The 21,795-nt window shown below is 62.5% G+C and carries 27 protein-coding genes; 23 read left to right on the forward strand and 4 right to left on the reverse strand.

Translation table 11 applies throughout. The features are described from left to right. Positions 1–376: 376 nt before the first annotated feature. The 12 genes from glyA to NKI63_RS06715 all read left to right on the forward strand — a co-directional run bounded on the left by glyA (position 377) and on the right by NKI63_RS06715 (position 11,103). Complete coding sequence (glyA, locus tag NKI63_RS06660) at positions 377–1,690, forward strand: serine hydroxymethyltransferase (protein ID WP_254817549.1); 1,314 nt, start codon at positions 377–379, stop codon at positions 1,688–1,690. A 69-nt stretch (positions 1,691–1,759) separates the two neighbouring features. Beyond that, the gene (locus tag NKI63_RS06665) at positions 1,760–2,338 is read left to right on the forward strand and encodes a hypothetical protein (protein WP_352506510.1); all 579 of its coding nucleotides are present in this window, start codon (positions 1,760–1,762) and stop codon (positions 2,336–2,338) included. A 153-nt stretch (positions 2,339–2,491) separates the two neighbouring features. Then, a complete protein-coding gene (gene nrdR, locus NKI63_RS06670; protein ID WP_352506509.1) occupies positions 2,492–3,001 on the forward strand; it encodes a transcriptional regulator NrdR in 510 nt (169 codons plus the stop codon). Between the two features lie 2 nt (positions 3,002–3,003). Beyond that, the gene (gene ribD, locus NKI63_RS06675) at positions 3,004–4,134 is read left to right on the forward strand and encodes a bifunctional diaminohydroxyphosphoribosylaminopyrimidine deaminase/5-amino-6-(5-phosphoribosylamino)uracil reductase RibD (RefSeq protein WP_352506508.1); all 1,131 of its coding nucleotides are present in this window, start codon (positions 3,004–3,006) and stop codon (positions 4,132–4,134) included. Positions 4,135–4,164: 30 nt separating this feature from the next. After that, positions 4,165–4,782 carry a riboflavin synthase gene (locus tag NKI63_RS06680; protein WP_352820786.1) on the forward strand — a complete coding sequence of 206 codons (618 nt, stop codon included), beginning with the start codon at positions 4,165–4,167 and terminating at the stop codon, positions 4,780–4,782. Between the two features lie 130 nt (positions 4,783–4,912). Then, positions 4,913–5,407, forward strand: a complete 495-nt coding sequence (ribH, locus tag NKI63_RS06685; protein WP_352506506.1) for a 6,7-dimethyl-8-ribityllumazine synthase — start codon at positions 4,913–4,915, stop codon at positions 5,405–5,407. Beyond that, a complete protein-coding gene (gene nusB, locus NKI63_RS06690; RefSeq protein ID WP_352506505.1) occupies positions 5,404–5,904 on the forward strand; it encodes a transcription antitermination factor NusB in 501 nt (166 codons plus the stop codon). Before ribH ends, nusB begins: the two co-directional genes overlap by 4 nt. After that, on the forward strand, positions 5,901–7,118 hold the full coding sequence (locus tag NKI63_RS06695; RefSeq protein WP_352820788.1) for an MFS transporter: 1,218 nt from the start codon (positions 5,901–5,903) through the stop codon (positions 7,116–7,118). The genes nusB and NKI63_RS06695 overlap by 4 nt, the downstream gene beginning before the upstream one ends. Positions 7,119–7,277: 159 nt before the next feature. Continuing rightward, entirely contained in the window at positions 7,278–8,189 is a 912-nt protein-coding gene (osmF, locus tag NKI63_RS06700) for a glycine betaine ABC transporter substrate-binding protein OsmF (protein WP_352506504.1), read from the forward strand. Between the two features lie 42 nt (positions 8,190–8,231). Beyond that, a complete protein-coding gene (locus tag NKI63_RS06705; protein ID WP_352820790.1) occupies positions 8,232–9,407 on the forward strand; it encodes an ABC transporter permease in 1,176 nt (391 codons plus the stop codon). Next, positions 9,404–10,342, forward strand: a complete 939-nt coding sequence (locus tag NKI63_RS06710) for an ABC transporter ATP-binding protein (RefSeq protein WP_352703141.1) — start codon at positions 9,404–9,406, stop codon at positions 10,340–10,342. The genes NKI63_RS06705 and NKI63_RS06710 overlap by 4 nt, the downstream gene beginning before the upstream one ends. Beyond that, positions 10,339–11,103 carry an ABC transporter permease gene (locus tag NKI63_RS06715; protein WP_352820792.1) on the forward strand — a complete coding sequence of 255 codons (765 nt, stop codon included), beginning with the start codon at positions 10,339–10,341 and terminating at the stop codon, positions 11,101–11,103. Before NKI63_RS06710 ends, NKI63_RS06715 begins: the two co-directional genes overlap by 4 nt. 26 nt (positions 11,104–11,129) lie before the next feature. On the opposite strand, the gene NKI63_RS06720 is transcribed toward NKI63_RS06715, so the two are convergent. After that, a complete protein-coding gene (locus NKI63_RS06720; protein WP_254817560.1) occupies positions 11,130–11,363 on the reverse strand; it encodes a hypothetical protein in 234 nt (77 codons plus the stop codon). A gap of 79 nt (positions 11,364–11,442) precedes the next feature. Here NKI63_RS06720 and NKI63_RS06725 point away from each other — a divergent pair, with 79 nt between their 5' ends. Continuing rightward, positions 11,443–11,943, forward strand: a complete 501-nt coding sequence (locus NKI63_RS06725; protein ID WP_352477170.1) for a DUF2165 family protein — start codon at positions 11,443–11,445, stop codon at positions 11,941–11,943. A gap of 252 nt (positions 11,944–12,195) precedes the next feature. Then, positions 12,196–14,337, forward strand: coding sequence for a sodium-translocating pyrophosphatase (locus NKI63_RS06730; RefSeq protein ID WP_352820794.1), 2,142 nt, complete (start codon positions 12,196–12,198; stop codon positions 14,335–14,337). 128 nt (positions 14,338–14,465) lie between these two features. Here NKI63_RS06730 and NKI63_RS06735 read toward each other — a convergent pair whose 3' ends face one another. Beyond that, complete coding sequence (locus tag NKI63_RS06735) at positions 14,466–14,996, reverse strand: outer membrane protein assembly factor BamE (protein ID WP_352820796.1); 531 nt, start codon at positions 14,994–14,996, stop codon at positions 14,466–14,468. Between the two features lie 114 nt (positions 14,997–15,110). Here NKI63_RS06735 and NKI63_RS06740 point away from each other — a divergent pair, with 114 nt between their 5' ends. The 7 genes from NKI63_RS06740 (at position 15,111) to NKI63_RS06770 (ending at position 20,045) form a co-directional block, all read left to right on the forward strand. Beyond that, complete coding sequence (locus NKI63_RS06740; RefSeq protein WP_254817564.1) at positions 15,111–15,650, forward strand: ubiquinol-cytochrome C chaperone family protein; 540 nt, start codon at positions 15,111–15,113, stop codon at positions 15,648–15,650. 41 nt (positions 15,651–15,691) lie between these two features. Continuing rightward, complete coding sequence (locus NKI63_RS06745) at positions 15,692–16,240, forward strand: YceD family protein (RefSeq protein ID WP_352477174.1); 549 nt, start codon at positions 15,692–15,694, stop codon at positions 16,238–16,240. Between the two features lie 123 nt (positions 16,241–16,363). Next, positions 16,364–17,434, forward strand: coding sequence for a phosphate acyltransferase PlsX (gene plsX, locus NKI63_RS06750; RefSeq protein WP_352477175.1), 1,071 nt, complete (start codon positions 16,364–16,366; stop codon positions 17,432–17,434). Between the two features lie 9 nt (positions 17,435–17,443). After that, complete coding sequence (locus tag NKI63_RS06755) at positions 17,444–18,415, forward strand: beta-ketoacyl-ACP synthase III (protein ID WP_254817567.1); 972 nt, start codon at positions 17,444–17,446, stop codon at positions 18,413–18,415. Positions 18,416–18,519: 104 nt separating this feature from the next. After that, entirely contained in the window at positions 18,520–18,843 is a 324-nt protein-coding gene (locus NKI63_RS06760) for an integration host factor subunit alpha (protein ID WP_023717292.1), read from the forward strand. 243 nt (positions 18,844–19,086) lie between these two features. Continuing rightward, the gene (locus NKI63_RS06765) at positions 19,087–19,629 is read left to right on the forward strand and encodes a MerR family transcriptional regulator (protein WP_352820798.1); all 543 of its coding nucleotides are present in this window, start codon (positions 19,087–19,089) and stop codon (positions 19,627–19,629) included. A 74-nt stretch (positions 19,630–19,703) separates the two neighbouring features. Continuing rightward, complete coding sequence (locus NKI63_RS06770) at positions 19,704–20,045, forward strand: hypothetical protein (protein WP_254817569.1); 342 nt, start codon at positions 19,704–19,706, stop codon at positions 20,043–20,045. 126 nt (positions 20,046–20,171) lie between these two features. On the opposite strand, the gene NKI63_RS06775 is transcribed toward NKI63_RS06770, so the two are convergent. Further along, positions 20,172–20,363: a hypothetical protein gene (locus NKI63_RS06775; RefSeq protein ID WP_023674514.1), complete on the reverse strand. Its 192-nt coding sequence runs from the start codon at positions 20,361–20,363 to the stop codon at positions 20,172–20,174. 316 nt (positions 20,364–20,679) lie between these two features. On the opposite strand from NKI63_RS06775, the gene NKI63_RS06780 reads away from it, so the two are divergent. Together NKI63_RS06780 and NKI63_RS06785 are read left to right on the forward strand one after the other, a co-directional pair. Then, the gene (locus NKI63_RS06780; RefSeq protein WP_352820800.1) at positions 20,680–20,958 is read left to right on the forward strand and encodes a helix-turn-helix domain-containing protein; all 279 of its coding nucleotides are present in this window, start codon (positions 20,680–20,682) and stop codon (positions 20,956–20,958) included. A gap of 119 nt (positions 20,959–21,077) precedes the next feature. Next, positions 21,078–21,536: a YbaK/EbsC family protein gene (locus NKI63_RS06785; RefSeq protein ID WP_352820802.1), complete on the forward strand. Its 459-nt coding sequence runs from the start codon at positions 21,078–21,080 to the stop codon at positions 21,534–21,536. A 38-nt stretch (positions 21,537–21,574) separates the two neighbouring features. Here the strand turns inward: NKI63_RS06785 and NKI63_RS06790 are convergent, their stop codons facing one another. After that, entirely contained in the window at positions 21,575–21,766 is a 192-nt protein-coding gene (locus NKI63_RS06790; RefSeq protein WP_352506491.1) for a hypothetical protein, read from the reverse strand. Between the last annotated feature and the right edge of the window lie 29 nt (positions 21,767–21,795).

A 21,795-nucleotide genomic window follows, 5' to 3' on the forward strand; every position in this document is an offset into this window, starting at 1 on the left:
GCGACAAGCTTCGCTGGGCCGATCGCCGGATGGGGCTGCGCTTCCTGGGGGTCTGGGTCGGCGACATCGCGACGCGCGTCTCGGCGCGATTACACAAGCGCAAGGCCGAGCCGTTCGGGCTGCGCGTCCGGATCGCCGGCTCTGTTGCCGGCGTGCGCGGCGCCATCACGCCGGCCAGATCAACGACCATACGATGCAGGCGCTGTTCACCGAGATCACGCTCACCGAAGCCTGCCGGCCCTTCAGCAGGGCAAGGGAATAGGCCGCCAGTCTCTCTGGCGCAATCCGGCCAGCAAATTTCGCGCTCCAAACGTGGCGGGCCGAAAGCAACTGTGTTAATGGCGCGACAGACCCCGAACCTTGAGGAGTTCAGCCCATGGCAACAGCAGCGGCAGTGTCGAACAAATTCGAATCCTTCTTCGAAACCACGCTTGCCGATGCCGATCCCGAGATTTTCGGCGCCATCCGCAACGAACTCGGTCGCCAGCGCCATGAGATCGAGCTGATTGCCTCGGAAAACATCGTCTCGCGCGCCGTGCTCGAGGCGCAGGGGTCGATCATGACCAACAAATATGCCGAGGGCTATCCAGGCAAACGCTACTATGGCGGCTGCCAGTTTGTCGATGTCGCCGAGGAACTCGCCATCGAACGCGCGAAAAAGCTGTTCGGCTGCAACTTCGCCAACGTCCAGCCGAATTCCGGCAGCCAGATGAACCAGGCGGTGTTCCTGGCGCTGCTGCAGCCCGGCGACACCTTCATGGGTCTCGACCTCAATTCCGGCGGGCACCTGACGCATGGCTCGCCGGTCAATATGAGCGGCAAATGGTTCAAGGTCGTCTCCTATGGCGTGCGCCGGGACGATCATCTGCTCGATATGGACGCGATCGAGAAGACCGCCCATGAGACCAGGCCGAAGCTGATCCTGGCCGGCGGCACAGCCTATTCACGTGTCTGGGACTGGAAGCGTTTTCGCGAGATCGCCGATTCGATCGGCGCCTATCTGATGGTCGATATGGCTCATATCGCCGGACTGGTCGCCGGTGGCATGCATCCGTCGCCGCTGCCGCATGCCCATGTGGTCACCACCACGACGCACAAGTCGCTGCGCGGCCCGCGTGGCGGCATGATCCTGTGCAATGACGAGGACATTGCCAAGAAGATGAATTCGGCCGTCTTCCCCGGCCTGCAGGGCGGACCGCTGATGCATGTCATCGCCGCCAAGGCGGTGGCCCTGGGCGAGGCGCTGAAGCCGAGCTTCAAGGTCTATGCGGAGAGCGTCGTTGCCAATGCCAAGGCACTGGCCTCCAGCCTGCAGGAAACCGGTCTCGACATCGTCTCCGGCGGCACTGACAACCATCTGATGTTGGTCGACCTGCGCCCCAAGAACGCCACCGGGAAGCGCGCCGAGGCTGCCCTTGGCCGCGCCAACATCACCTGCAACAAGAACGGCATCCCCTTCGACCCGGAAAAGCCTTTCGTCACCTCGGGCGTTCGGCTTGGCACGCCGGCTGGCACCACGCGCGGCTTCGGCCAGGCTGAGTTCCGCGAGATTGGCAAGCTGATCGCCGAGGTGCTGGATGGACTGAAAGTCGCCAATTCCGACGATGGCAATGCGGCCGTCGAGGCAGTTGTGAAGACCAAGGTGGCGGCATTGACGGATCGTTTTCCGCTTTACCCGTATCTTGGTTGACCGACGCCGAGTGTCCTCCATGTGCGCGACAATCCCGGTGCGACAGCAAGGCACCTGCGGAGAAGCTCAATGATGCAAACTTTCCGTGTCGCCGGCTTTGGTGCCTTGCTGGCATCGGCCATTTTGCAGCTGTCCGGCCTCGCCTTGGCGCAGACCGAGCCGACGCCGGCAGCGCCAAGGACAGAGACCTTCGGCAGGTGGTCCACCACGATGGACGAGGTCAACACCGGTGAGGATGTGCGCAAGACCTGCGCCGCTTCGACGGTCTTTTTCGACGCTAACGGGACCACCGGTACCCTTACGCTGGCCATCTCGAACGGCGACGTACTGCCACCCGGAGGCTATCCGAGCCTCATCATCGCCGTGAGAAACAGTGACTTGCCCAAAGGTGACAACGTCCCGGCGGTGTTTCGCGACGTTAACGACAAGATCAAGGCTGGTTTTCATCTTATCGCCGACGGACAGTGGATGATGGACAACAAACCCGAGACCACGCTTGCCATACTGCGTGCCATGCGCCGTACGAGCGCCCTTGATGTCAGCTTCGCCGACAAGCCGGTCGCGACCATATCGATGGACGGCTTCACCAAGGCCTATCGCTATCTCGGCACGTCCTGCGGCTTCCCGACCGGCGACGTCGCTCCCTGATTGGCGTATTGCCGTTCAACTGCTTGCCACTCTCGCAATTTTCCTCGTGCCTCGCTATCTCTGAGGCGCGATCGGTCATCGGCCATACTTTGCCATCGTGGCAAAAACCTCTAAGCCTTTCGCTCCACGAGAATCGCGAACCGAAGGCTCTCCATGCGCTGCCCTTATTGCCAGTCCGAAGATACCCAGGTGAAGGATTCGCGCCCTGCCGAAGACGGAGCGGCGATCCGCAGGCGGCGCGTCTGCCCGGATTGCGGCGGCCGCTTCACCACTTTCGAGCGCGTCCAATTGCGCGATCTCGTCGTCGTGAAGAAGTCTGGACGCAAGGTGCCGTTCGACCGCGACAAGTTGCTGCGCTCTGTCGAGATCGCGGTACGCAAGCGCAATGTCGACCCGGAACGTATCGACCGGGCGGTGACCGGCATCGTGCGCCAGCTCGAAAGCTCGGGCGAGACCGAAGTGGCTTCGGGCGAAGTCGGCCGGCTGGTCATGGAGGCGCTTAAGTCGCTCGATGATGTCGCCTATGTGCGCTTTGCCTCCGTCTACCGCAATTTCCGCGAGGCCAAGGATTTCCACGACGTGTTGGGTGAACTCAAAGGCGACGAGCTCAAAACCGACGAGCCCAGGGGCGAAGAGCGGAAGAGCGAAGAGGATGCCAGTTGAGCATGGCAGGGTCCGAACCCAGCACGGCTGAGCAAGAGCTCCTCGATCGCCGCTATATGGCGGCAGCCCTCAGGCTGTCGCGCAAGAATGCCGGCCGGACCTCGACCAATCCTTCCGTCGGCACGCTGATCGTGCGTGATGACGGCAACGGGCCGATGATCGTCGGCAGCGGCGTCACCGCCGTCGGCGGCCGGCCGCATGCCGAGACCGAGGCTTTGGCAGAGGCCGGCGAACTGGCGCGCGGCGCCACCGCCTATGTAACGCTGGAGCCCTGCGCCCATCACGGCCGCACGCCGCCTTGCGCCAATGCGCTGGTCAGTGCCGGCGTGGCGCGTGTGGTCGGCGCTGCCAGCGATCCGGACCCGCGTGTTTCCGGCAAGGGCTATGCAATCTTGCGTGCCGCTGGGGTCGAGGTGGTGGAAAAAGTGCTGGCGGCCGACGCCGCGGAGCAGATGGCCGGCTATTTGATTCGATCTCTGAAAAAACGCCCGGAAGTGATTCTGAAGCTTGCGCTTTCAAGCGACAACAAGATCGGCGTGAGAGGCGAGGGACAAGTCTCCATCACCGGCGATATCGCCCGGCGCGAAGTCTATCTGATGCGGGGCGAAGCCGATGGCATATTGATCGGCATCGGCACGGCACTGGAGGACGATCCGGCGCTGACGGTTAGGCTTCCGGGACTGGAGAGCCGTTCGCCGGCGCGCATCATGCTCGACCGTCAGATCAGGCTAGCCGAGACTTCGAAACTGGTCGCCGGCGTCGACCGTGTGCCGCTCTATATCGCTGCCTGCGCCGAGGCCGATCCGCACCGGCGCGCCGCGCTCGAACGCGTCGGCGTTCGCTTCATCGGCACTGAGACGTATGAAGGCGATATTGCGCTGCCGGAACTGCTCGAGGATCTGGCGGCGCTCGGCATGGCCAGCCTCTTGGTCGAGGGCGGCGCCAGGGTGGCCAAGGCGTTCCTCGACGAACAACTGGTCGATCGTATCGTGCTGTTTCAGGGGCCGGACGCGATCGGCGAGGGCGGCATTGTATCGCCAATCGATGCCAACAATATCCCGCCGGGATTTCGCAAATTGCGCAACATGCGTTTCGGCGAAGACACATATGCGGAATGGATAAGAGACATCTAGGACCGAACTGATGTTCACGGGGCCAAACTAATGTTCACTGGAATCGTCACCGATGTCGGCACCGTCGCTGCCGTGAAGCCGCTCAGGGAAGGCGTCGGTTTGCGTATCGACACCGCCTACGATCCGCAGACCATTGCCATCGGCGCCTCGATTTCCTGTGGCGGCGTCTGTCTGACGGTAACGGGACTGCCGGAAGACGGCGCCAACGCACGGTGGTTCGAGGTCGAGGCCTGGGAAGAAGCACTCAGACTGACGACAGCTATGGCCTGGAAATCCGGCACGAGGATCAATCTGGAGCGGGCGCTGAAGATCGGCGACGAACTCGGTGGCCACATTGTATCAGGCCATGTCGACGGCATGGCCGAGATCGTGGCCCGCAAGGAGGAGGGTGACGCCGTGCGCTTTACCCTGGAAGCACCGCGCGAGCTTGCCAAGTTCATCGCCCCCAAGGGTTCCGTCGCACTCGACGGCACTTCGCTCACCGTCAACAAGGTCGAAGGCACCCGCTTCGACGTGCTGTTGATCCATCATTCGCTGACCGTCACCACCTGGGGCGAACGCCAGGTCGGCGACTGGGTCAATCTCGAGATCGACACCATGGCCCGCTACGCCGCGCGGCTGATGGAGGCGGCGAAGGAGGGGCTTTGAGGCGCTCGTCCATAAAGCCCATTCCCTGATGCGATCGCCGCCGAGTTGGCCTTGAAAGTTCCTTCGGCAATCTTCCGCTTGCGATCAAACCGGCTTCGGCCTAAGTCACCGGCGATCCCCGGAGACATCTATGGCAGGCACATCCCAACACGGCAAAGCGTTCACCCGTCCGAAGAAGAAGGCGCACCTTCTTGTCATCGAGGCGCGCTTTCACGACGACCTTGCCGACGCGCTGCTCGAAGGCGCGACCAGCGCGCTCGACCAAGCGGGCGCGACATACGATGTCGTCACCGTTCCTGGTTCGCTCGAAATCCCCGCCGTGATTTCCTTCGCGCTCGACGGTGCCTCCGAAGGCGGGACGAACTATGACGGTTTCGTCGCCCTCGGCACAGTCATCCGCGGCGACACCTATCATTTCGAGATTGTCGCCAATGAATCCAGCCGTGCCCTGATGGACCTGTCCGTGCAGGATTCGGTCTGTATCGGCAACGGCATCCTGACCACCGAAAACGACGAACAGGCGTGGACACGGGCCAGGCGTTCGGAAGGCGACAAGGGCGGCTTTGCGGCGCGCGCGGCGCTGACCATGATCGCTCTAAAGGAACAGCTGGGAGAGCGAACGTGAGCGAACCCGCTTCGCCCGGCCAGCCTGCGGTTCGCCATGCCAACAAGCGCGGTGCAGCCCGTCTGGCCGCTGTACAGGCGCTCTATCAGATGGACGTCGCCGGCAGCGGCGTGTTTGAGATCACCGCCGAATACGAGGCGTTCAGGCTCGGAAAGGAAGTCGACGGCGCGCTCTATCGCGAAGCCGATGCGCAATGGTTTCGCGCCATTCTTGCAGGCGTCGTCGAGCACCAGAAGACCATCGATCCGATCATCCGACAGGCACTGACCGAGGACTGGCCTCTATCCAGGCTCGATTCCACATTGCGCGCCATATTGCGCGCCGGCGTCTACGAGCTGATGCAGCGCGAGGACGTGCCGGTGGCGGTCATCGTCTCCGAGTATGTCGACATCGCCAAGGCATTTTACGAGGACGACGAGCCGAAACTGGTCAATGCCGTGCTTGATCGCGTGTCGCGCCGGGTGCGCGGCGAGGGCCGCGGTAAGGACGCCTCATGACCGCCGTCGTCGCCGTTGAGGCGGGCAAGGAAGCGCGTCGCACCGCCTTCATCCTCGCAGCCTCGCAGGCGATCATCGGCTCGGCCGCACCCATCGCCATTTCCATGGGCGGATTGGCCGGGCAGTATCTGCTCGACGCTGACAAGTCGCTGGCAACCGCGCCGATCACCGGCTTCAATGTCGGCGTGGCACTCGGTTCCCTGCCGGCCGCGGCGGTCATCCGCCGGCTCGGCCAGCGCGACGGCTTCATGACCGGAACGGCGGTGACAGCGCTTGGCGGCCTGATCGCCACGCTGGCGCTGTTTCATCCCAGCTTCTGGCTGTTCGCTTTCGGCTTGGCCGTGATCGGCATCGGGGGCGCCTTCGTCCAGCAATTCCGCTTTGCCGCCGCCGACAATGCTCCGCCTGAATTCAAGGCGCGTGCCATCTCCTTCGTGCTGGCCGGCGGCATCGTCACCGCCATACTCGGGCCGCAGATCGTCATCTTCACCGGCGATCTGTTCTCGCCGGTGAAGTTTGCCGGCTCGTTTGCGTCCATCCTGGTACTGGCGGCGGTCGGCGCCGCCATTCTCTCTTTGTTGCGTATCCCAGCCATGGCAACCGAGAAGGTTGAAATTTCCGACGGCGACGCCAGGCCGCTCTCAGAAATCGTCACCAGGCCACGCTTCGTCGCGGCGTTGTTTTGCGCCATCGGCAGCTACGCACTGATGAGCTTCGTGATGACCGGCGCGCCGCTGGCCATGGTCGGCTGCGGCCTTTCGACCGACGACGCCACGCTCGGCATTTCCTGGCACGTCATGGCGATGTTCGCGCCGAGCTTCTTCACGGGGTCGCTGATCCATCGTTTTGGCGCTGAACGGATCGTGGCTATCGGCCTGGTACTGCTCATTGGCTGCGGCATAGTCGCGCTGTCGGGGTTGGCACTGTGGCAGTTCTGGACGACGCTGATCCTGCTCGGCCTTGGCTGGAACTTCAGCTTCATCGGTGCCACTGCCATGGTGGCCGACAGCTACCAGCCATCCGAAAAAGGCAAGGTCCAGGGGTTCCACGATTTCGTCCTGTTCGGCTCCGTCGCCTTCGCCTCGCTGATGTCGGGCGCGGTCTACAATGCCTGGGGCTGGGAGATGCTGAACTGGATGATTTTCCCGGTCGTCGCGCTGTGCTTCGTGGCACTGGGCGTGTTGAAGATGACGGGCTTGCGGGCGGCCAACTGACGTCACGCTGTCGGGGCGTCGCGGCAGCGGATTCACTCACATCCGAACAAAATTATTGCGCCCATCCCCCCTCTTATGAAACCGTGTACCCCGACGGGGCATCGAAGCCATGCTCATATGCGGCAGCCGTATTCCGGTTCACAGCAAGGGATTTGTGAGATGTTTTCAATCAAGGTTCTGGCCGGCGCTGTACTAGCGCTCGGAATTACGTTTGCCTCGGCGAGTGCCCAGGTGGTGGTGTCGTCGAAGATCGACACCGAGGGCGGCGTGCTCGGCAATATCATCCAACTGGTGCTGAATGCCAATAATATCCAGACCACCGACCGTATCCAGCTCGGCGGCACGCCCGTGGTCCGCAAGGCGATTACAGCCGGCGAGATCGACATCTATCCGGAATACACTGGCAACGCCGCCTTTTTCTTCGAGAAGGCCGACGATCCGGTGTGGAAAGACGCCGCCAAGGCCTACGAGACTGCCAAGAAGCTCGACTACGACGCCAACAAGATCGTCTGGCTGTCACCGTCACCGGCCAACAACACCTGGGCGATCGCCCTGCGCAAGGAGGTCGCCGATACCAATAAGCTCGTCACCCTTTCTGACTTCGGCAAATATGTCTCGGGCGGCGGCAAGGTGGTGCTGGCGGCCTCCGCCGAGTTCGTCAATTCGGCGGCCGCGCTGCCCGCGTTCCAGAAGACCTATGGCTTCACGCTGAAGCCGGACCAGTTGATCACGCTGTCGGGCGGCGATACGGCGGCGACCATTGCCGCTGCGGCCAACCAGACCAACGGCGCCAACGCCGCCATGGTCTACGGCACCGACGGCGGCATCGCGCCCTCCGGCCTAGTCGTGCTTGAAGACGACAAGGTTGTGCAGCCGGTCTATCAGCCGGCGCCGATCATTCGCGAGGCGGTGCTGAAGGAGCATCCCGAAATCGAGACGCTGCTGAAGCCGGTCTTCGCCAAGCTCGATCTCGTCACGCTGCAGGAGTTGAATGGCCGCGTGCAGGTTGGCGGCGAGCCAGTCAAGGGCGTCGCTGAGGACTTTTTGAAAAAGAACGGCTTCCTGAAGTAAGGCGATTCCGGCGCTCCGCTTCAAGGTGCGCCGGATCGGCCGATGGGGGAGGGCGTGCGCATCCGGTTCGACAAGCTTGGCGTGGTCATCGCGGCGATATCGGCCTATGCGGCTTTCGCGGCGCCATTCGCCACCTTCCGTGCCAATCGCATCGTACCCGGCGAGGCGCGCTCGATCCTCGAATCTTTGCCCGCGGCGGTCGGTCCGCTATTGATGGCGATTGTTGTCGCAGCGGCGCTCATTGCGCTGCTGAAAACGCCGCTTGCTCTGCGCCTCGCCGCCAGTGTGGTTGCACTTGCGGCGCTGGCGCTGCTGATCGGCGTTGCCGGCAGCTTCCTGACGCCCGCCGGCAACACCTTCGCGCGTATCTCGCCGGCTTCGGGATTCTGGCTGCTTATCTTCGCCTTCACCCTTCTGCTCGCCGACGTGCTTACAAGGCTGAATCTGTCGCCGCAGGCACGGGTCGGCGTGCTTGTTGTCGCCGCAGCGGCAATCGGCCTGCTGCTCGTCTCGGGAAGCTGGAACAGCCTGTCGATTCTCAAGGAATATTTCAATCGCTCCGATAGTTTTTGGGCGGAAGGCTCCAAGCACGTTACGTTGGCGCTGGGTTCGCTGGCGGCTGCGGTGATTATCGGCCTGCCGCTCGGCATCCTCTGCCATCGCGTCGAGAAATTGCGGGCCGGCGTGCTCAACGTGCTGAACATCATCCAGACCATTCCTTCGATCGCGCTGTTCGGCCTCTTGATCGCGCCGCTGGGCTGGGTCGCTTCGCAGGTGCCGGGTGCTGCCGCGCTCGGCATTCGCGGTATCGGCACAGCGCCGGCTTTCGTCGCCTTGTTCCTCTATTCGCTGCTGCCGGTGGTGGCTAATACCGTGGTCGGCCTTGCCGGTGTGCCGCGTGCCGCCAACGACGCAGCGCGCGGCATGGGCATGACCGACCGCCAGCGGCTGTTCGGCGTCGAGTTTCCGCTCGCCTTCCCGGTGATCCTCACCGGCATCCGCATCGTGCTGGTGCAGAATATCGGCCTCGCCACGATTGCCGCGTTGATCGGCGGCGGCGGCTTTGGCGTGTTCGTGTTCCAGGGCGTCGGTCAGACGGCGATGGACCTGGTGCTGCTCGGCGCCGTGCCGACGGTGGCGCTGGCCTTCGCCGCCGCCATCATCCTCGATGCAGTGATCGAAATGAGCGCCAGCAAGCGCAGGGTTGAAACGGCATGATCGAGATCGAAGGGATCACCAAGCGCTACGGCGAGACGACAGTCGTCAACGACGTGTCGATGGTAATCGAGCCGCGCAGCATCGCCGTCATCGTCGGCACCTCCGGCTCCGGCAAGACGACGCTGCTTCGCATGATCAACCGGCTGGTCGAGCCGACATCGGGCGTGATCAAGCTCGACGGCGTCGACAACCGCTCGGTGCCGGATTATGAGCTGCGCCGCAGCATAGGCTATGCCATCCAGGGCCACGGCCTGTTTCCGCATCGCACGGTGGCGCAGAACATCGCCACTGTGCCGGTATTGCTCGGCTGGGACGCCAACCGCATCAAGGCCCGCGTCGACGAGCTGATGACGCTATACCAGCTCGACCCGCAAGACTACGGGCCACGATATCCGCACGAGCTTTCCGGCGGGCAGCAGCAGCGCGTCGGCGTCGCTCGGGCGCTTGCCGCGGAACCCAACGTGCTGTTGATGGATGAGCCGTTCGGGGCGCTCGATCCGATTATCCGCAACAAGGCGCAGGAGGATCTGCTGGCGATCCAGAAGCGCTTCGGCACCACCATCATCCTAGTCACCCATGACATGGAAGAGGCCGTTCACATGGGTGACAAGATCGCCGTGATGGACGGCGGCAAAGTGGTGCAATATGCCGAGCCGGCCGAGATACTGGCGAAACCGGCCAGCGCGTTTGTCGAAACCCTGGTAGGCGCCAGTGAAAAACCGTTCCGGCTGTTGTCGCTTGGCCGGGTCCGCGACGCGGTGGAAAACGGCACCGCCGAAGGCGAGGCGATCCCCGGTGACGCCAGCCAGCGCGACGCGCTCGCCGAACTCCTGTGGTCGGGCCGCCCTGCGCTGCCGGTGACAGATACCGACGGCAAGCCGCTTGGCCGCGTCACGGTGGACGGACTAGTTAAGCGCGCGGCGAGACCGGCATGAGAGAGGCTGGCTTAAAGGCTTGGCTTCCATCACTGCTCAGGCTTGCCCTGGTGGTGGTGCTTATCGCCTTCGTCACCAATCCCGGCTGGTTCGAACCGCTGCTGAAGCCGCTGACAGAGAACAACGCGCCGGTAATCTACAATCAGGGCAGCCTGTTGACGCTGACGCTGCTGCATCTGCGGACCGTGCTGATCGCGACGGTTGCCGCGACGATCGTTGCGGTCGCGCTCGCCATTTTGGTCACCAGGCCAGCCGGCGCCGAATTCCTGCCGCTGTCGCGCAGCCTGGTCAATATAGGCCAGACCTTTCCACCGGTGGCGGTGCTGGCGCTTGCCGTGCCGGCGGTCGGCTTCGGCGAAAAGCCGACGCTGATTGCGCTGTTTCTCTATGGCCTGCTGCCGATCTTCGAGAACGCGCTGACCGGCCTGACGACGCTGCCGGCCAACGTCGTCGAGGCGGCGCGTGGCGCCGGCATGACTGGCTGGCAAAGGCTGGTCAAAGTCGAGCTGCCGCTCAGCGCGCCGATCATTCTCGGCGGTATCCGGCTGTCGGTGGTGATCAGCCTTGCCACCGCGACCATCGGCTCGACAGTTGCGGCGAGGACATTGGGCGAGGTGATCATCGCCGGCCTACTGTCGAACAACCTCGCCTTCATCCTGCAGGGCGGCCTGATCGTCGCCGCCCTTGCCGTACTGATCTATGACGGGCTGTCGGCGATCGAGCGCCGCACAGCGCGGCGCATGGGACGCGAGGCGGAGTAAGCCTCTCCGAGCGAGCTTCGTTCCTTTCAGCGGCCGATCGAACGCGCCGGATGATCAAGCGTCAGTTCGAGCGCCATACCCGTCCCGCTGGCGATCCAGCGGCGGCGGATGACGGCGAAATCGTGCTGTGTCCCGGCTCCAACCACAGAGACCAAGTCTCCCACAGCGCAATCGCTATCGAGATCGAGGGCTTCGACAGTCTCGGCAATGTCTTGCTTGCCGGCATAATGTCTCGCAATGGCTGTGAGCACGATGATCACTGGGCCACCCGTTGCGCGATCTTCGGGACTCGGCGATTGATGAGTGCGATGCCCCGATCTTTCAGCAGGAGTTCTTGCCATGACCGCGCGTTTCTCCAAGATCGTCATGTGTTTGTGTCTGGCGGCTTTCGCCTTCCTCGTCGCCTTTGGCAACATCACCGATTACGGCTCAAACTTCGCCTTTGTCCAGCATGTGCTGAGCATGGACACGACCTTTCCCGGCAACGCACTGATGTACCGCTCGATCACCAACCCGGCCTTGTGGACGGCAGGCTACTGGCTGATCATCCTTGGCGAGGCGCTGACCTGCCTGCTCTACCTGATCGCCGCCTGGCAACTCTGGCAGGCGCGCAACGCCAGCGGACAGGCTTTCAACGATGCCAAGAAGTTCGCCATCATTGCCGCCACAATGGGCTTCCTCGTTTGGTATTTCGGCTTCATGGTCGTTGGCGGCGAGTGGTTTGCCATGTGGCAGTCTTCGACATGGAATGGTCAGGAGGCGGCGTTCAAATTCTACATGACCATGCTGGTGGTGCTGGTCTTCGTCGTCCAGCCGGACGGCGACCCGCGCAAAGCTTGACGGCCGTTCGCCGATTTCAGTCGATCTAACCGGATGGCGGTGTCGACAGGCGTACTGCCGTCCAGCCTTTTGGACGAAACCCGGGATCTTTTGGGCGAAAGCCGGACAAGAACCGAACAATATCTTGACGTTCAGAGCCCTGTTTCGCATAAGCCGCTGCGAAGGGACGGATTCCGGTTGCGGAAATTCGTCCCCTGTCTCAACGGCCCGGGGAGGGGTTCTTTTGGGCCACCAATCGAGGAAAATTCGGCAATGACCATAATTTCAGCTGTCATCGCCTGCGGTCTGCTTTCAGTCCTTTACGCCATCTGGGCGACACGTTCGGTTCTCGCGGCCGATCAGGGCAATGCACGCATGCAGGAAATTTCCGCGGCCATCCGCGAAGGCGCGCAGGCTTATCTGGCGCGCCAGTACACCACCATCGCCATCGTCGGTGTCGTGGTCCTGCTTCTCGCCTGGTGGATGCTTTCGATTACCGCCGCCATCGGCTTCCTGATCGGCGCCGTTCTGTCGGGTGCCGCTGGCTTCATCGGCATGCACGTCTCGGTGCGGGCCAATGTGCGCACCGCGCAGGCGGCTTCCAACAGCCTCGCTGCCGGCCTCGAGATCGCCTTCAAGTCGGGCGCCATCACTGGCATGCTGGTTGCTGGCCTGGCCCTTCTCGGCGTCTCCATCTACTACCTGATCCTGACCCAGTTCATGGGTCTGCAGCCAAACGATCGCGTCGTCATCGACTCGCTTGTTTCGCTCGGCTTCGGCGCCTCGCTGATCTCGATCTTCGCCCGTCTCGGCGGCGGCATCTTCACCAAGGGAGCCGACGTTGGCGGGGATCTCGTCGGCAAGGTTGAAGCCGGCATTCCCGAAGACGATCCACGCAATCCGGCCACCATTGCCGACAATGTCGGCGACAATGTCGGCGATTGCGCCGGCATGGCGGCCGACCTGTTCGAGACCTATGCAGTGACTGTGGTCGCCACGATGGTCCTGGCCGCCATCTTCTTCGGTGGCACCGCCGTTCTCGGCGCGGCCATGCTCTATCCGCTGGCCATCTGCGGCGCCTGCATCCTCACCTCAATCGTCGGCACCTTCTTCGTCAAGCTTGGTTCCAGCGGCTCGATCATGGGCGCGCTCTACAAGGGCCTGATCGTCACCGGGCTGCTGTCGATTGTCGGCCTTGCCGTAGCCACTTCGGCATGTATCGGCTGGGGGGAGATCGGCACCGTCGCCGGCATGGCTATTACCGGCACGAACCTGTTCATCTGCGGTCTTGTCGGCCTTGCGGTGACCGGCCTCATCGTGGTGATCACCGAATATTATACCGGCACCAACAAGCGTCCGGTGAACTCCATCGCCCAGGCCTCGGTCACCGGTCACGGCACCAACGTCATCCAGGGCCTCGCGGTCTCGCTGGAAGCGACGGCGTTGCCGGCGATCGTCATCGTCGGCGGCATCATCTCGACATACCAGCTTGCCGGCCTCTACGGCACGGCGATCGCGGTGACGACGATGCTCGGCCTCGCCGGCATGATCGTCGCGCTCGATGCCTTCGGCCCGGTTACGGACAATGCCGGTGGCATTGCCGAAATGGCCGGCCTGCCCAAGGAAGTGCGCCAGTCAACCGACGCGCTTGACGCTGTCGGCAACACCACCAAGGCGGTAACCAAGGGCTACGCCATCGGCTCGGCCGGCCTCGGCGCGCTGGTGCTGTTCGCGGCCTATTCTAACGACCTGAAGTTCTTTGCCGCCAATGGCGACAAATACCCGTACTTCCAGGGCATGGGCGACGTCTCCTTCGACCTCTCCAATCCTTACGTCGTCGCCGGCCTGATCTTCGGCGGCCTGATCCCGTATCTGTTCGGCGGCATCGCCATGACCGCCGTCGGCCGCGCCGCGGGTGCTATCGTCCAGGAGGTGCGCAAGCAGTTCCGCGAGGATCCGGGCATCATGGCCGGCACCTCGAAGCCGAACTATGCGCGCGCCGTCGACCTTCTGACCAAGGCAGCGATCCGGGAGATGATCGTTCCGTCATTGTTGCCGGTGCTGGCGCCGCTGGTCGTCTATTTCGGCGTCCTCCTGATCTCCGGTTCGAAGGCATCCGCCTTTGCCGCCCTCGGCGCCTCGCTGCTCGGCGTCATCGTCAACGGCCTTTTCGTCGCCATCTCGATGACCTCCGGCGGCGGTGCCTGGGACAACGCCAAGAAGTCGTTCGAAGATGGTTTCGTCGACAAGGACGGCGTCAAGCATATGAAGGGCTCCGAAGCGCACAAGGCTTCGGTGACCGGCGATACGGTCGGCGACCCCTACAAGGATACTGCCGGCCCGGCGGTCAACCCGGCGATCAAGATCACCAACATCGTCGCGCTGCTGTTGCTGGCCGTTCTCGCGCACGGCTAAGCTCGGTCGCTACGACCTTAAGACAAAAACCCGCGGGATCGCTCCCGCGGGTTTTCCATTGCCTGAGATGTGCCGCTTCCGGGGAGGGAAGTAAAAGGAAAGAAGGAGCCGACCTCCGCCCGAATGGATCAGGTGCCGCCGAGCGTGCCGCCGCCGCCGCCGGGAATACCGGGCGCCAGCTTGCTGGCGCCATTTATGATCTGGCTGAGGAAGTTCTGGTCCTTGCCGCCGGTCGGCGTGGTGCGCGAGATGAAGTCGAACACTTTGCCGTCCTTCAACCCGTAATTGGCTATCTGCGTGACGCGCCCATCATCGCCAAAATAGACGGCCAGTACATGCTGGTCGACCAGCCGCGGCTTGTCGAAGGCGACGTAGCGCTTGCGCGTCTGCGAAATGTAATAAAAGGCCTCGTTGTCGAAGGTCGCTTTCGTCGAGGGAGTGCCGAGCGCCAGCAGCACCTGTTCGCGGCTTGAGCCGACCGGCACCAGGTCGATCGCCTGCTGGTCGATGACGTAGCCTTGCGTCAGCGTCTCGCTCGGATTGAGATCGCCGATCATCTTGGTCGAATTGCAGGCGGAAAGCGCCGCAGCGATCACCAGCAGCGAAACCGCACCGGCGGGCCTGGGCAGGAAAGTCGACTTGAATTTCAGCGCGCGCAACTACAACTCCATAAGCTGGCCGCAACTTGCGCTGGGCCGCAAAACCGGTAAACCAGCTTGCTTGCCGATGCAACAAGGCCACTTCAACAAACGGTCCCGGGAGACCACCCTCAAATGTTCCAGCGCCTCTTTGGCCGCGAACGACATGCCAACCGCGCCATCACCGAGGCGCTTTACGCACAAATCGTGGCGGCGGCGCGGCAAACGGTGTTTTATTCCGCCTGGAACGTGCCGGACACGCCGCTCGGCCGCTTCGAGATGCTGTCGTTGCACATGTTCCTGTTCCAGCACCGGTTGCGCGGCGAGGGTGGTGCGGCGGCAGAGGTTGCGCAGGTGCTGATCGACGAGTTCTTCATGGATGTCGAACATTCGTTGCGGGAATTGGGCATTGGCGACGTCGGCGTGCCGAAGCGCATGCGGAAACTGGCGAAGATGTTCTACGGCCGCACCGCCGCCTATGACGATGCACTGCAACGAAATGACCATGATGCGCTTGCCGCCGCCCTTGCCCGCAACGTCAGGCCCGATGCCGGCGCCTGGCCGCAAGCGTCGCAACTGGCACTCTATGCCGCCGATGCATCCAGGCAACTCACGGAACAGCCGACCGAATCGATCGTTTCCGGCACGGTGGTATTTCCCGTGGCCAACGCTTGAGCGGCGGCAGGCCGAATGAAGATGGCGAAGTGGAGGCGAAGATGAAACGTCCTGATATCCACAGCCCAGTGTCATTCCGGGCAAATGTCGCTCGGCTGCCGCAAAAGGGGCTGCCGGTGGTGATCGATGCCGACGCCGGGCAGCGCGCCCTGCTGGCCGCCGAGCACGAGCTGCTTTCGGTCGAAAACTATCGCGCCGAACTCCTGGTCGAGCCCTGGAAGCGCAACGGGGTGAAAGTCAGCGGCCATGTCGAGGCCGATGTAACGCAGGCCTGCATCGTCACCCTCGACCCGGTCAAGGCGCATATCGACGAGCCGGTCGAAGCGCTGTTCCTGCCGGAGCAATCCAAGCTCGGGCGGCAAGGTTTCGACGGCGGCGGTGAGATCCTGCTCGACGCCGAAGGGCCGGACAGCCCGGAGACCTTTTCCGGCGACGCCATCGACGTCGGGGCGCTTGCCGAACAGTTCTTTGGCTTGGCGATCGATCCCTATCCGCGCAAGCCCGGTGTGTCGCTGGAGGCCGCCGGCGATGCCGAGCCTGTGGAGAATGAATTCCAGCAAAAGCTCAGATCACTATTGGGAAAATCCTGATAGCTGATCCAATTTGAGAAAAGTTGGTTGTGCGGCAGCCCAAAACCGTTATTTTCGCCGAACCTTCGCGAGCCCCGTACCTTGGCAAGCCCGCTGGCCAAGCAACCGTGAGATGAACACCGCGTGATCAGGATTTCCATCGATGCCATGGGCGGCGATCACGGGCCAAGCGTGGTCATCCCGGCGCTCATGACTGTCGCCACCCGCCGTCCGGATATACGCTTCGTCATTTATGGGCGCGAAGAAGTGGTACGGCCCGAACTCGCCAAATTCCCCAAGCTGGCGGACGTGAGCGAGTTCATCCACTGCGAGATCGCAGTCCGGATGGACGACAAGCCGAGCCAGGCGCTGCGCCATGGTCGCTGGAAATCATCGATGTGGAAGGCTGTCGAGGCGGTCAAGGCAGGCACTGCCGACGCCTGCATCTCAGCCGGCAATACCGGCGCGCTGATGGCAATGTCCAGGTTCTGCCTTCGCACCATGGCGACCATCGATCGCCCGGCAATCGCGGCGCTCTGGCCGACATTGCGCGGCGAAAGCGTGGTGCTGGACGTCGGCGCCACTATCGGCGCCGATGCGCATCAACTGGTTGATTTTGCCATTCTGGGCACCGGCATGGCGCGCTCGGTTTTCGGCATTGAACGGCCTAGCGTCGGCCTGCTCAATGTCGGCGTCGAGGAGATCAAGGGTCAGGAGGAGGTCAAGGAGGCGGGCCGCATGCTTCGCGAGGCCAACATGGCCTCGATGAACTACCATGGCTTTGTCGAGGGTGACGACATCGGCAAGGGCAGTGTCGACGTCGTCGTTACCGAAGGATTTGCCGGCAACATCGCGCTGAAGACGGCGGAAGGCACGGTCAGGCAGATCGCCGGCTACCTGCGCGCGGCGATGAACCGGACGCTGATGGCCAGGATCGGCTATATCTTCGCGAAGACCGCCTTCAATCGCCTGCGCGAGAAGATGGATGTCGGCCGCTCCAATGGCGGCGTCTTCCTCGGGTTGAACGGCATCGTGGTGAAAAGCCATGGCGGGGCTGATTCGGATGGCTTTGCGGCGGCGATCGAGCTTGGCTACGACATGGTACGCAACAATCTGCTTGACCGCATCGAAGCCGATCTCGACCTGTTCCATGCCCGCAATCCGAATGCCCAGACAATCCGGAAATCCGACGTCGTCATCGACGCAAAGGAATAGGAAAGAGCATTGATCAGATCAGTCGTGCGCGGCACGGGCGCCGCGCTGCCCCGCCGCATTATGAAGAATGCCGATTTCGAAGGCATGGTCGAGACGTCGGACGAGTGGATCGTCCAGCGCACCGGTATTCGCCAGCGCCACATCGCGGCCGACGACGAGACGACGGCCTCGCTGGGCGAGGCTGCGGCGCGCGCAGCCCTCGACAGCGCCGGCCTGATGGCGGACGACATCGACCTGATCGTGCTGGCGACCTCGACGCCCAACAACACCTTTCCCGCGACCGCGGTCGAGATCCAGAACAAGCTCGGCATGCACCACGGTTTTGCCTTCGACCTGCAGGCGGTTTGCTCCGGCTTCGTCTATGCAGTGACGACCGCCGACCTCTATATCCGCGGCGGCTTGGCCAGACGGGTGCTGGTGATCGGCTCGGAAACATTTTCGCGCATTCTCGACTGGAACGACCGCTCGACCTGCGTTTTGTTCGGCGACGGCGCCGGCGCGATGGTGCTGGAAGCAGGCACGGGAGCAGGCGGCATCGCCGACCGAGGCGTTCTGGCGGCCAGCCTGCGCTCCGACGGCATCCACAAGGACAAGCTTTTCGTCGACGGTGGGCCGTCGACCACCGGAACGGTCGGGCACCTCAGGATGGAAGGCCGCGAAGTGTTCAAGCATGCGGTCGGCATGATCACCGACGTTATCGAGGCGACGTTCGCACAGGCCGGCATCAGCGCCGCCGATCTCGACTGGTTCGTGCCGCATCAAGCCAATAAACGAATTATTGACGCTTCGGCCAAAAAGCTCGGGATAGAGGAGCGGAAGGTGGTCGTGACCGTCGATCTGCACGGTAATACCTCCGCTGCTTCCGTGCCGCTGGCACTGTCCGCGGCCGTCGCCGACGGTCGCATCAAAAAGGGTGACCTGGTGCTGCTTGAGGCGATGGGCGGCGGCTTCACCTGGGGCGCCGTCCTGCTCCGCTGGTAAGTGCCGAACTATCGGGTTCGGGTCCTTGACCTTGACGGATCAATTACTTAGGTTCTGCCGTTGCTTGTATCGATTTATGTTTTTGAGCTGATGGGACGGTTCGTATGGGGGGAAAGACACTTACGCGCGCCGACCTCGCCGAAGCCGTTTACCGCAAGGTTGGGCTGTCGCGTACTGAATCGGCCGAGCTTGTCGAGGCGGTGCTGAATGAGATCTGCGAGGCGATCGTTCGCGGCGAGACGGTGAAGCTGTCGTCCTTCGCGACCTTCCACGTCCGCTCCAAAAACGAGCGCATCGGGCGCAATCCCAAGACCGGTGAGGAAGTGCCGATCCTGCCGCGTCGGGTGATGACCTTCAAGTCGTCGAACGTGCTGAAGAACCGTATCTTGCGCTCCCATCAAAACAGCAAAGCCAAGGGCAGCAAGTAGACGCCCGATCCACTTTGCCGAGAATCATGCCCCAGGCTTCGGTTGAAAAACGAGCCCTGCTTTTGCGCTGGGCTTGAATATTGTTTCATAAACCGCTGAAATAAGATGCGATTCGGTAGGCCGGATCGGTATTTGGGTGTGATCCGCTCCGGCGGGACGGAAAGCTGCTCTCTTTGTTAAGCGCAATGTCCCCCGAACCCGGTTCCCGCCTTCGCGATCATGCTCTAGCGTGAGGATTCGTCCATGGACAAGAGCCCTGATGCTTTCCGCACCATCAGCGAGGTCGCGGAGGATCTGGATTTGCCGCAGCACGTGCTGCGCTTCTGGGAGACGCGTTTCAACCAGATCAAGCCGATGAAGCGCGGCGGCGGCCGCCGCTACTACCGCCCGCAAGATGTCGAATTGATCAAGGGTATTCGCCATATGCTCTACGATCAGGGCTATACGATCAAGGGCGTGCAGAAGCTGTTGCGCGAGAACGGCAACCAGTTTCTGATCGCCGTCGGCAGTGGCGACATGGCGGCGGTCGAGGCGATCTCGCAGCGCCGACAGGCCGACACGGTACCGCTGACGCAAGCGGCGCAGCCGCGCGCCCCGGACGACGAAATGCTGGTCGGCCAGCCGAGGGTGAAACCCAGCCGTCGTTTTTTCGGCATCGGCAAGACCGACGAGGAAGGTCCGGTTCCGCCGGACACGTCAAAGCTTTCCCGTGACAATCGCGCATTGCTGCAGGAGGCGCTGTTCGACCTCCTGGAATGCAAGCGCCTGCTCGATCAGGTTCGCTAGAGCCCGCCGGGCTGACCGGAACGGTCTTCAGGGTCATGCGTTAGGCTTCCTTCTACATATGAAGGAAGCACGTCATGCCATCGCTTTCGAGCATCTCCGACACCGATCTGAACAAGCAGGTCGCGGCCCTGACCAGGGAACTGGCCACCTTGAAGAAAGCCGTGTTAAAGCGGGGCGGCGCCTTTTACGAAGACGGGCGCGATACCGCATCGGATTATTATTCGGATATCACTGAGCGCCTCGGCGACGCCTTGCCGGCAATCAGAAGGCAAGGCCGGGCGATCGAGAAGACCGCCCGAGATCACCCGGCGACGGCGGCCGCTGTCGGACTGGTTGTGGTCGGGCTCGTCGCCAGTCTGTTCCTCGGCGGCCGGCAGCAACAAGCACCGCGGGCGCGTTCAAGGTCGGCACGTTGAGATAAGCAAATGGTGGTGGTCGCCGGACCGCCGCCATTTTTCGCCGACACGGCAAACCCGGCAAGCGCGCCGCCCTTGATCAAGGACCAGAACGCCTGCTTGCCGGTTGTTCGCCCGAGGGTGTTTTCAGTACTTCTTCGCCACAACCTTCTTGTGGTGGTGGCGGTAGTGGTGGACGCGGTGATGGTAGTGATGGCGGTGATGCTTCTTGACGGTGGTGTGCATCGTCGTTGCATTCGCGCTGCTTGCGCCGATGATCGGCATCGAGAGGGCAAGTGCGATTGCAAGTCCAAGGGCGGAGAGAAGAGGCTTCTTCATGACATCGTTTCCTTTTTGCGCAGGCGGAATTTGAGCGTCACTGATTCAGGTCGGTGACTCGAGCGCTGCAGTTGGGACTATCGCCTTGGAGTTTTTCGGCAGTTTTTCCGGCCTGTAGAATTTTGTTTCCGAACTGTGTCTGCCGACGATCCGGCCAGATGTCAGCTCGCCGGCATCCGGCTTCGTTCCGGCGTCGGTTCACGATACCGTGACGCTATCTTTGATGCTTGGCAAATCACCGGCGAGCGGGCATTCTCCCGATCGTCTCAGGCAACAACATGATTTGATCTAACTCTTTCATCCCACGGAGTTGCCAATGCCCCAAATAGCAAAACGCGAACCTTACTCCGAACTGGCGGCAAGCGCGGTTACGCCTGAACGCGGTGCCGTCCGAACCGCCCGGGAAGCCCGTGGATACAGCATCGAAGAGCTGTCCCTGGCGTGCGGGCTGGCAGCCTATGAGATTGCCGACATCGAAAGCGGCAAGGATGCCGATCCTTCGAAGCGTCGGCGTATTGCCTCCGCGCTTCAACTTCCGGAAAGCGCTCTGTTTGACGAAGCCGTGTTGCCTGCCAAAAGGCGAACCGTGTCGTAGCGACGTGTCATGCTTTTATTCCACGAGCTCGCCATGGGTCGCCCTGGCGGGCTTCGTTTTTTCGGCCACTTAGTGGACTTGCCGGCCGCTACGGCGACGCCAGACGGAAATTGTCGGAGATGAGCCTCGAATCCGTTCGCGCCTTTTTCGCCGCACACGCGCCCGACATCGACGTTATCGTCACGGAAGCCAGCTCGGCGACAGTGCCTCTGGCCGCCGAAGCGCATGGCGTAGCGCCGGCGCAGATCGCCAAGACGATCTGCTTGCGCGTCGGCGACCAGACGATGCTGATCGTGGCCAGCGGGATCTCCAGGCTGGACAATCGCAAATTCAAGGACCGGTTCGGCGGCAAGGCGCGAATGCTGGATGCCGAACAGGTGCTCGCCGCAACCGGTCATCCCGTCGGCGGAGTGTGCCCGTTCGGCCTACCGGCGCCGCTCCCGGTTTACTGCGATATCTCGCTGCGCGCCTTTGACGAGGTCGTCCTGGCGGCAGGCGCGACGAATGCCGCCGTACGGCTCAGCCCGCAACGCCTGGCCGAACTCGTCGACGCCGAGTGGGTGGATGTGTGCCAGTAGCCGTTTATCCGGGTCGTGGGATCCGCTGAGCGTTACCGCTACTCGGTCTTCTGTGGCTCTTCTTTCTTGATCGTCTGAGCGTCCGTGGCAGTCGACATATCGGCCTTCTCGACGCTCGCTGTCGTCTGCGTGTCGACCGATGCCTGGACCTTTGAATGCGCGGGGCAATCCGCAGAGGCAACTGATATGGACATGGTCAGTGCCGCGGCTATTGCGAGGAATGTCTTCATGATCATTCTCCTCGTTCGTTCGATGGACA

It is taken from the genome of Mesorhizobium sp. M0410 (genome assembly GCF_040321435.1).
Lineage (GTDB): Bacteria > Pseudomonadota > Alphaproteobacteria > Rhizobiales > Rhizobiaceae > Mesorhizobium.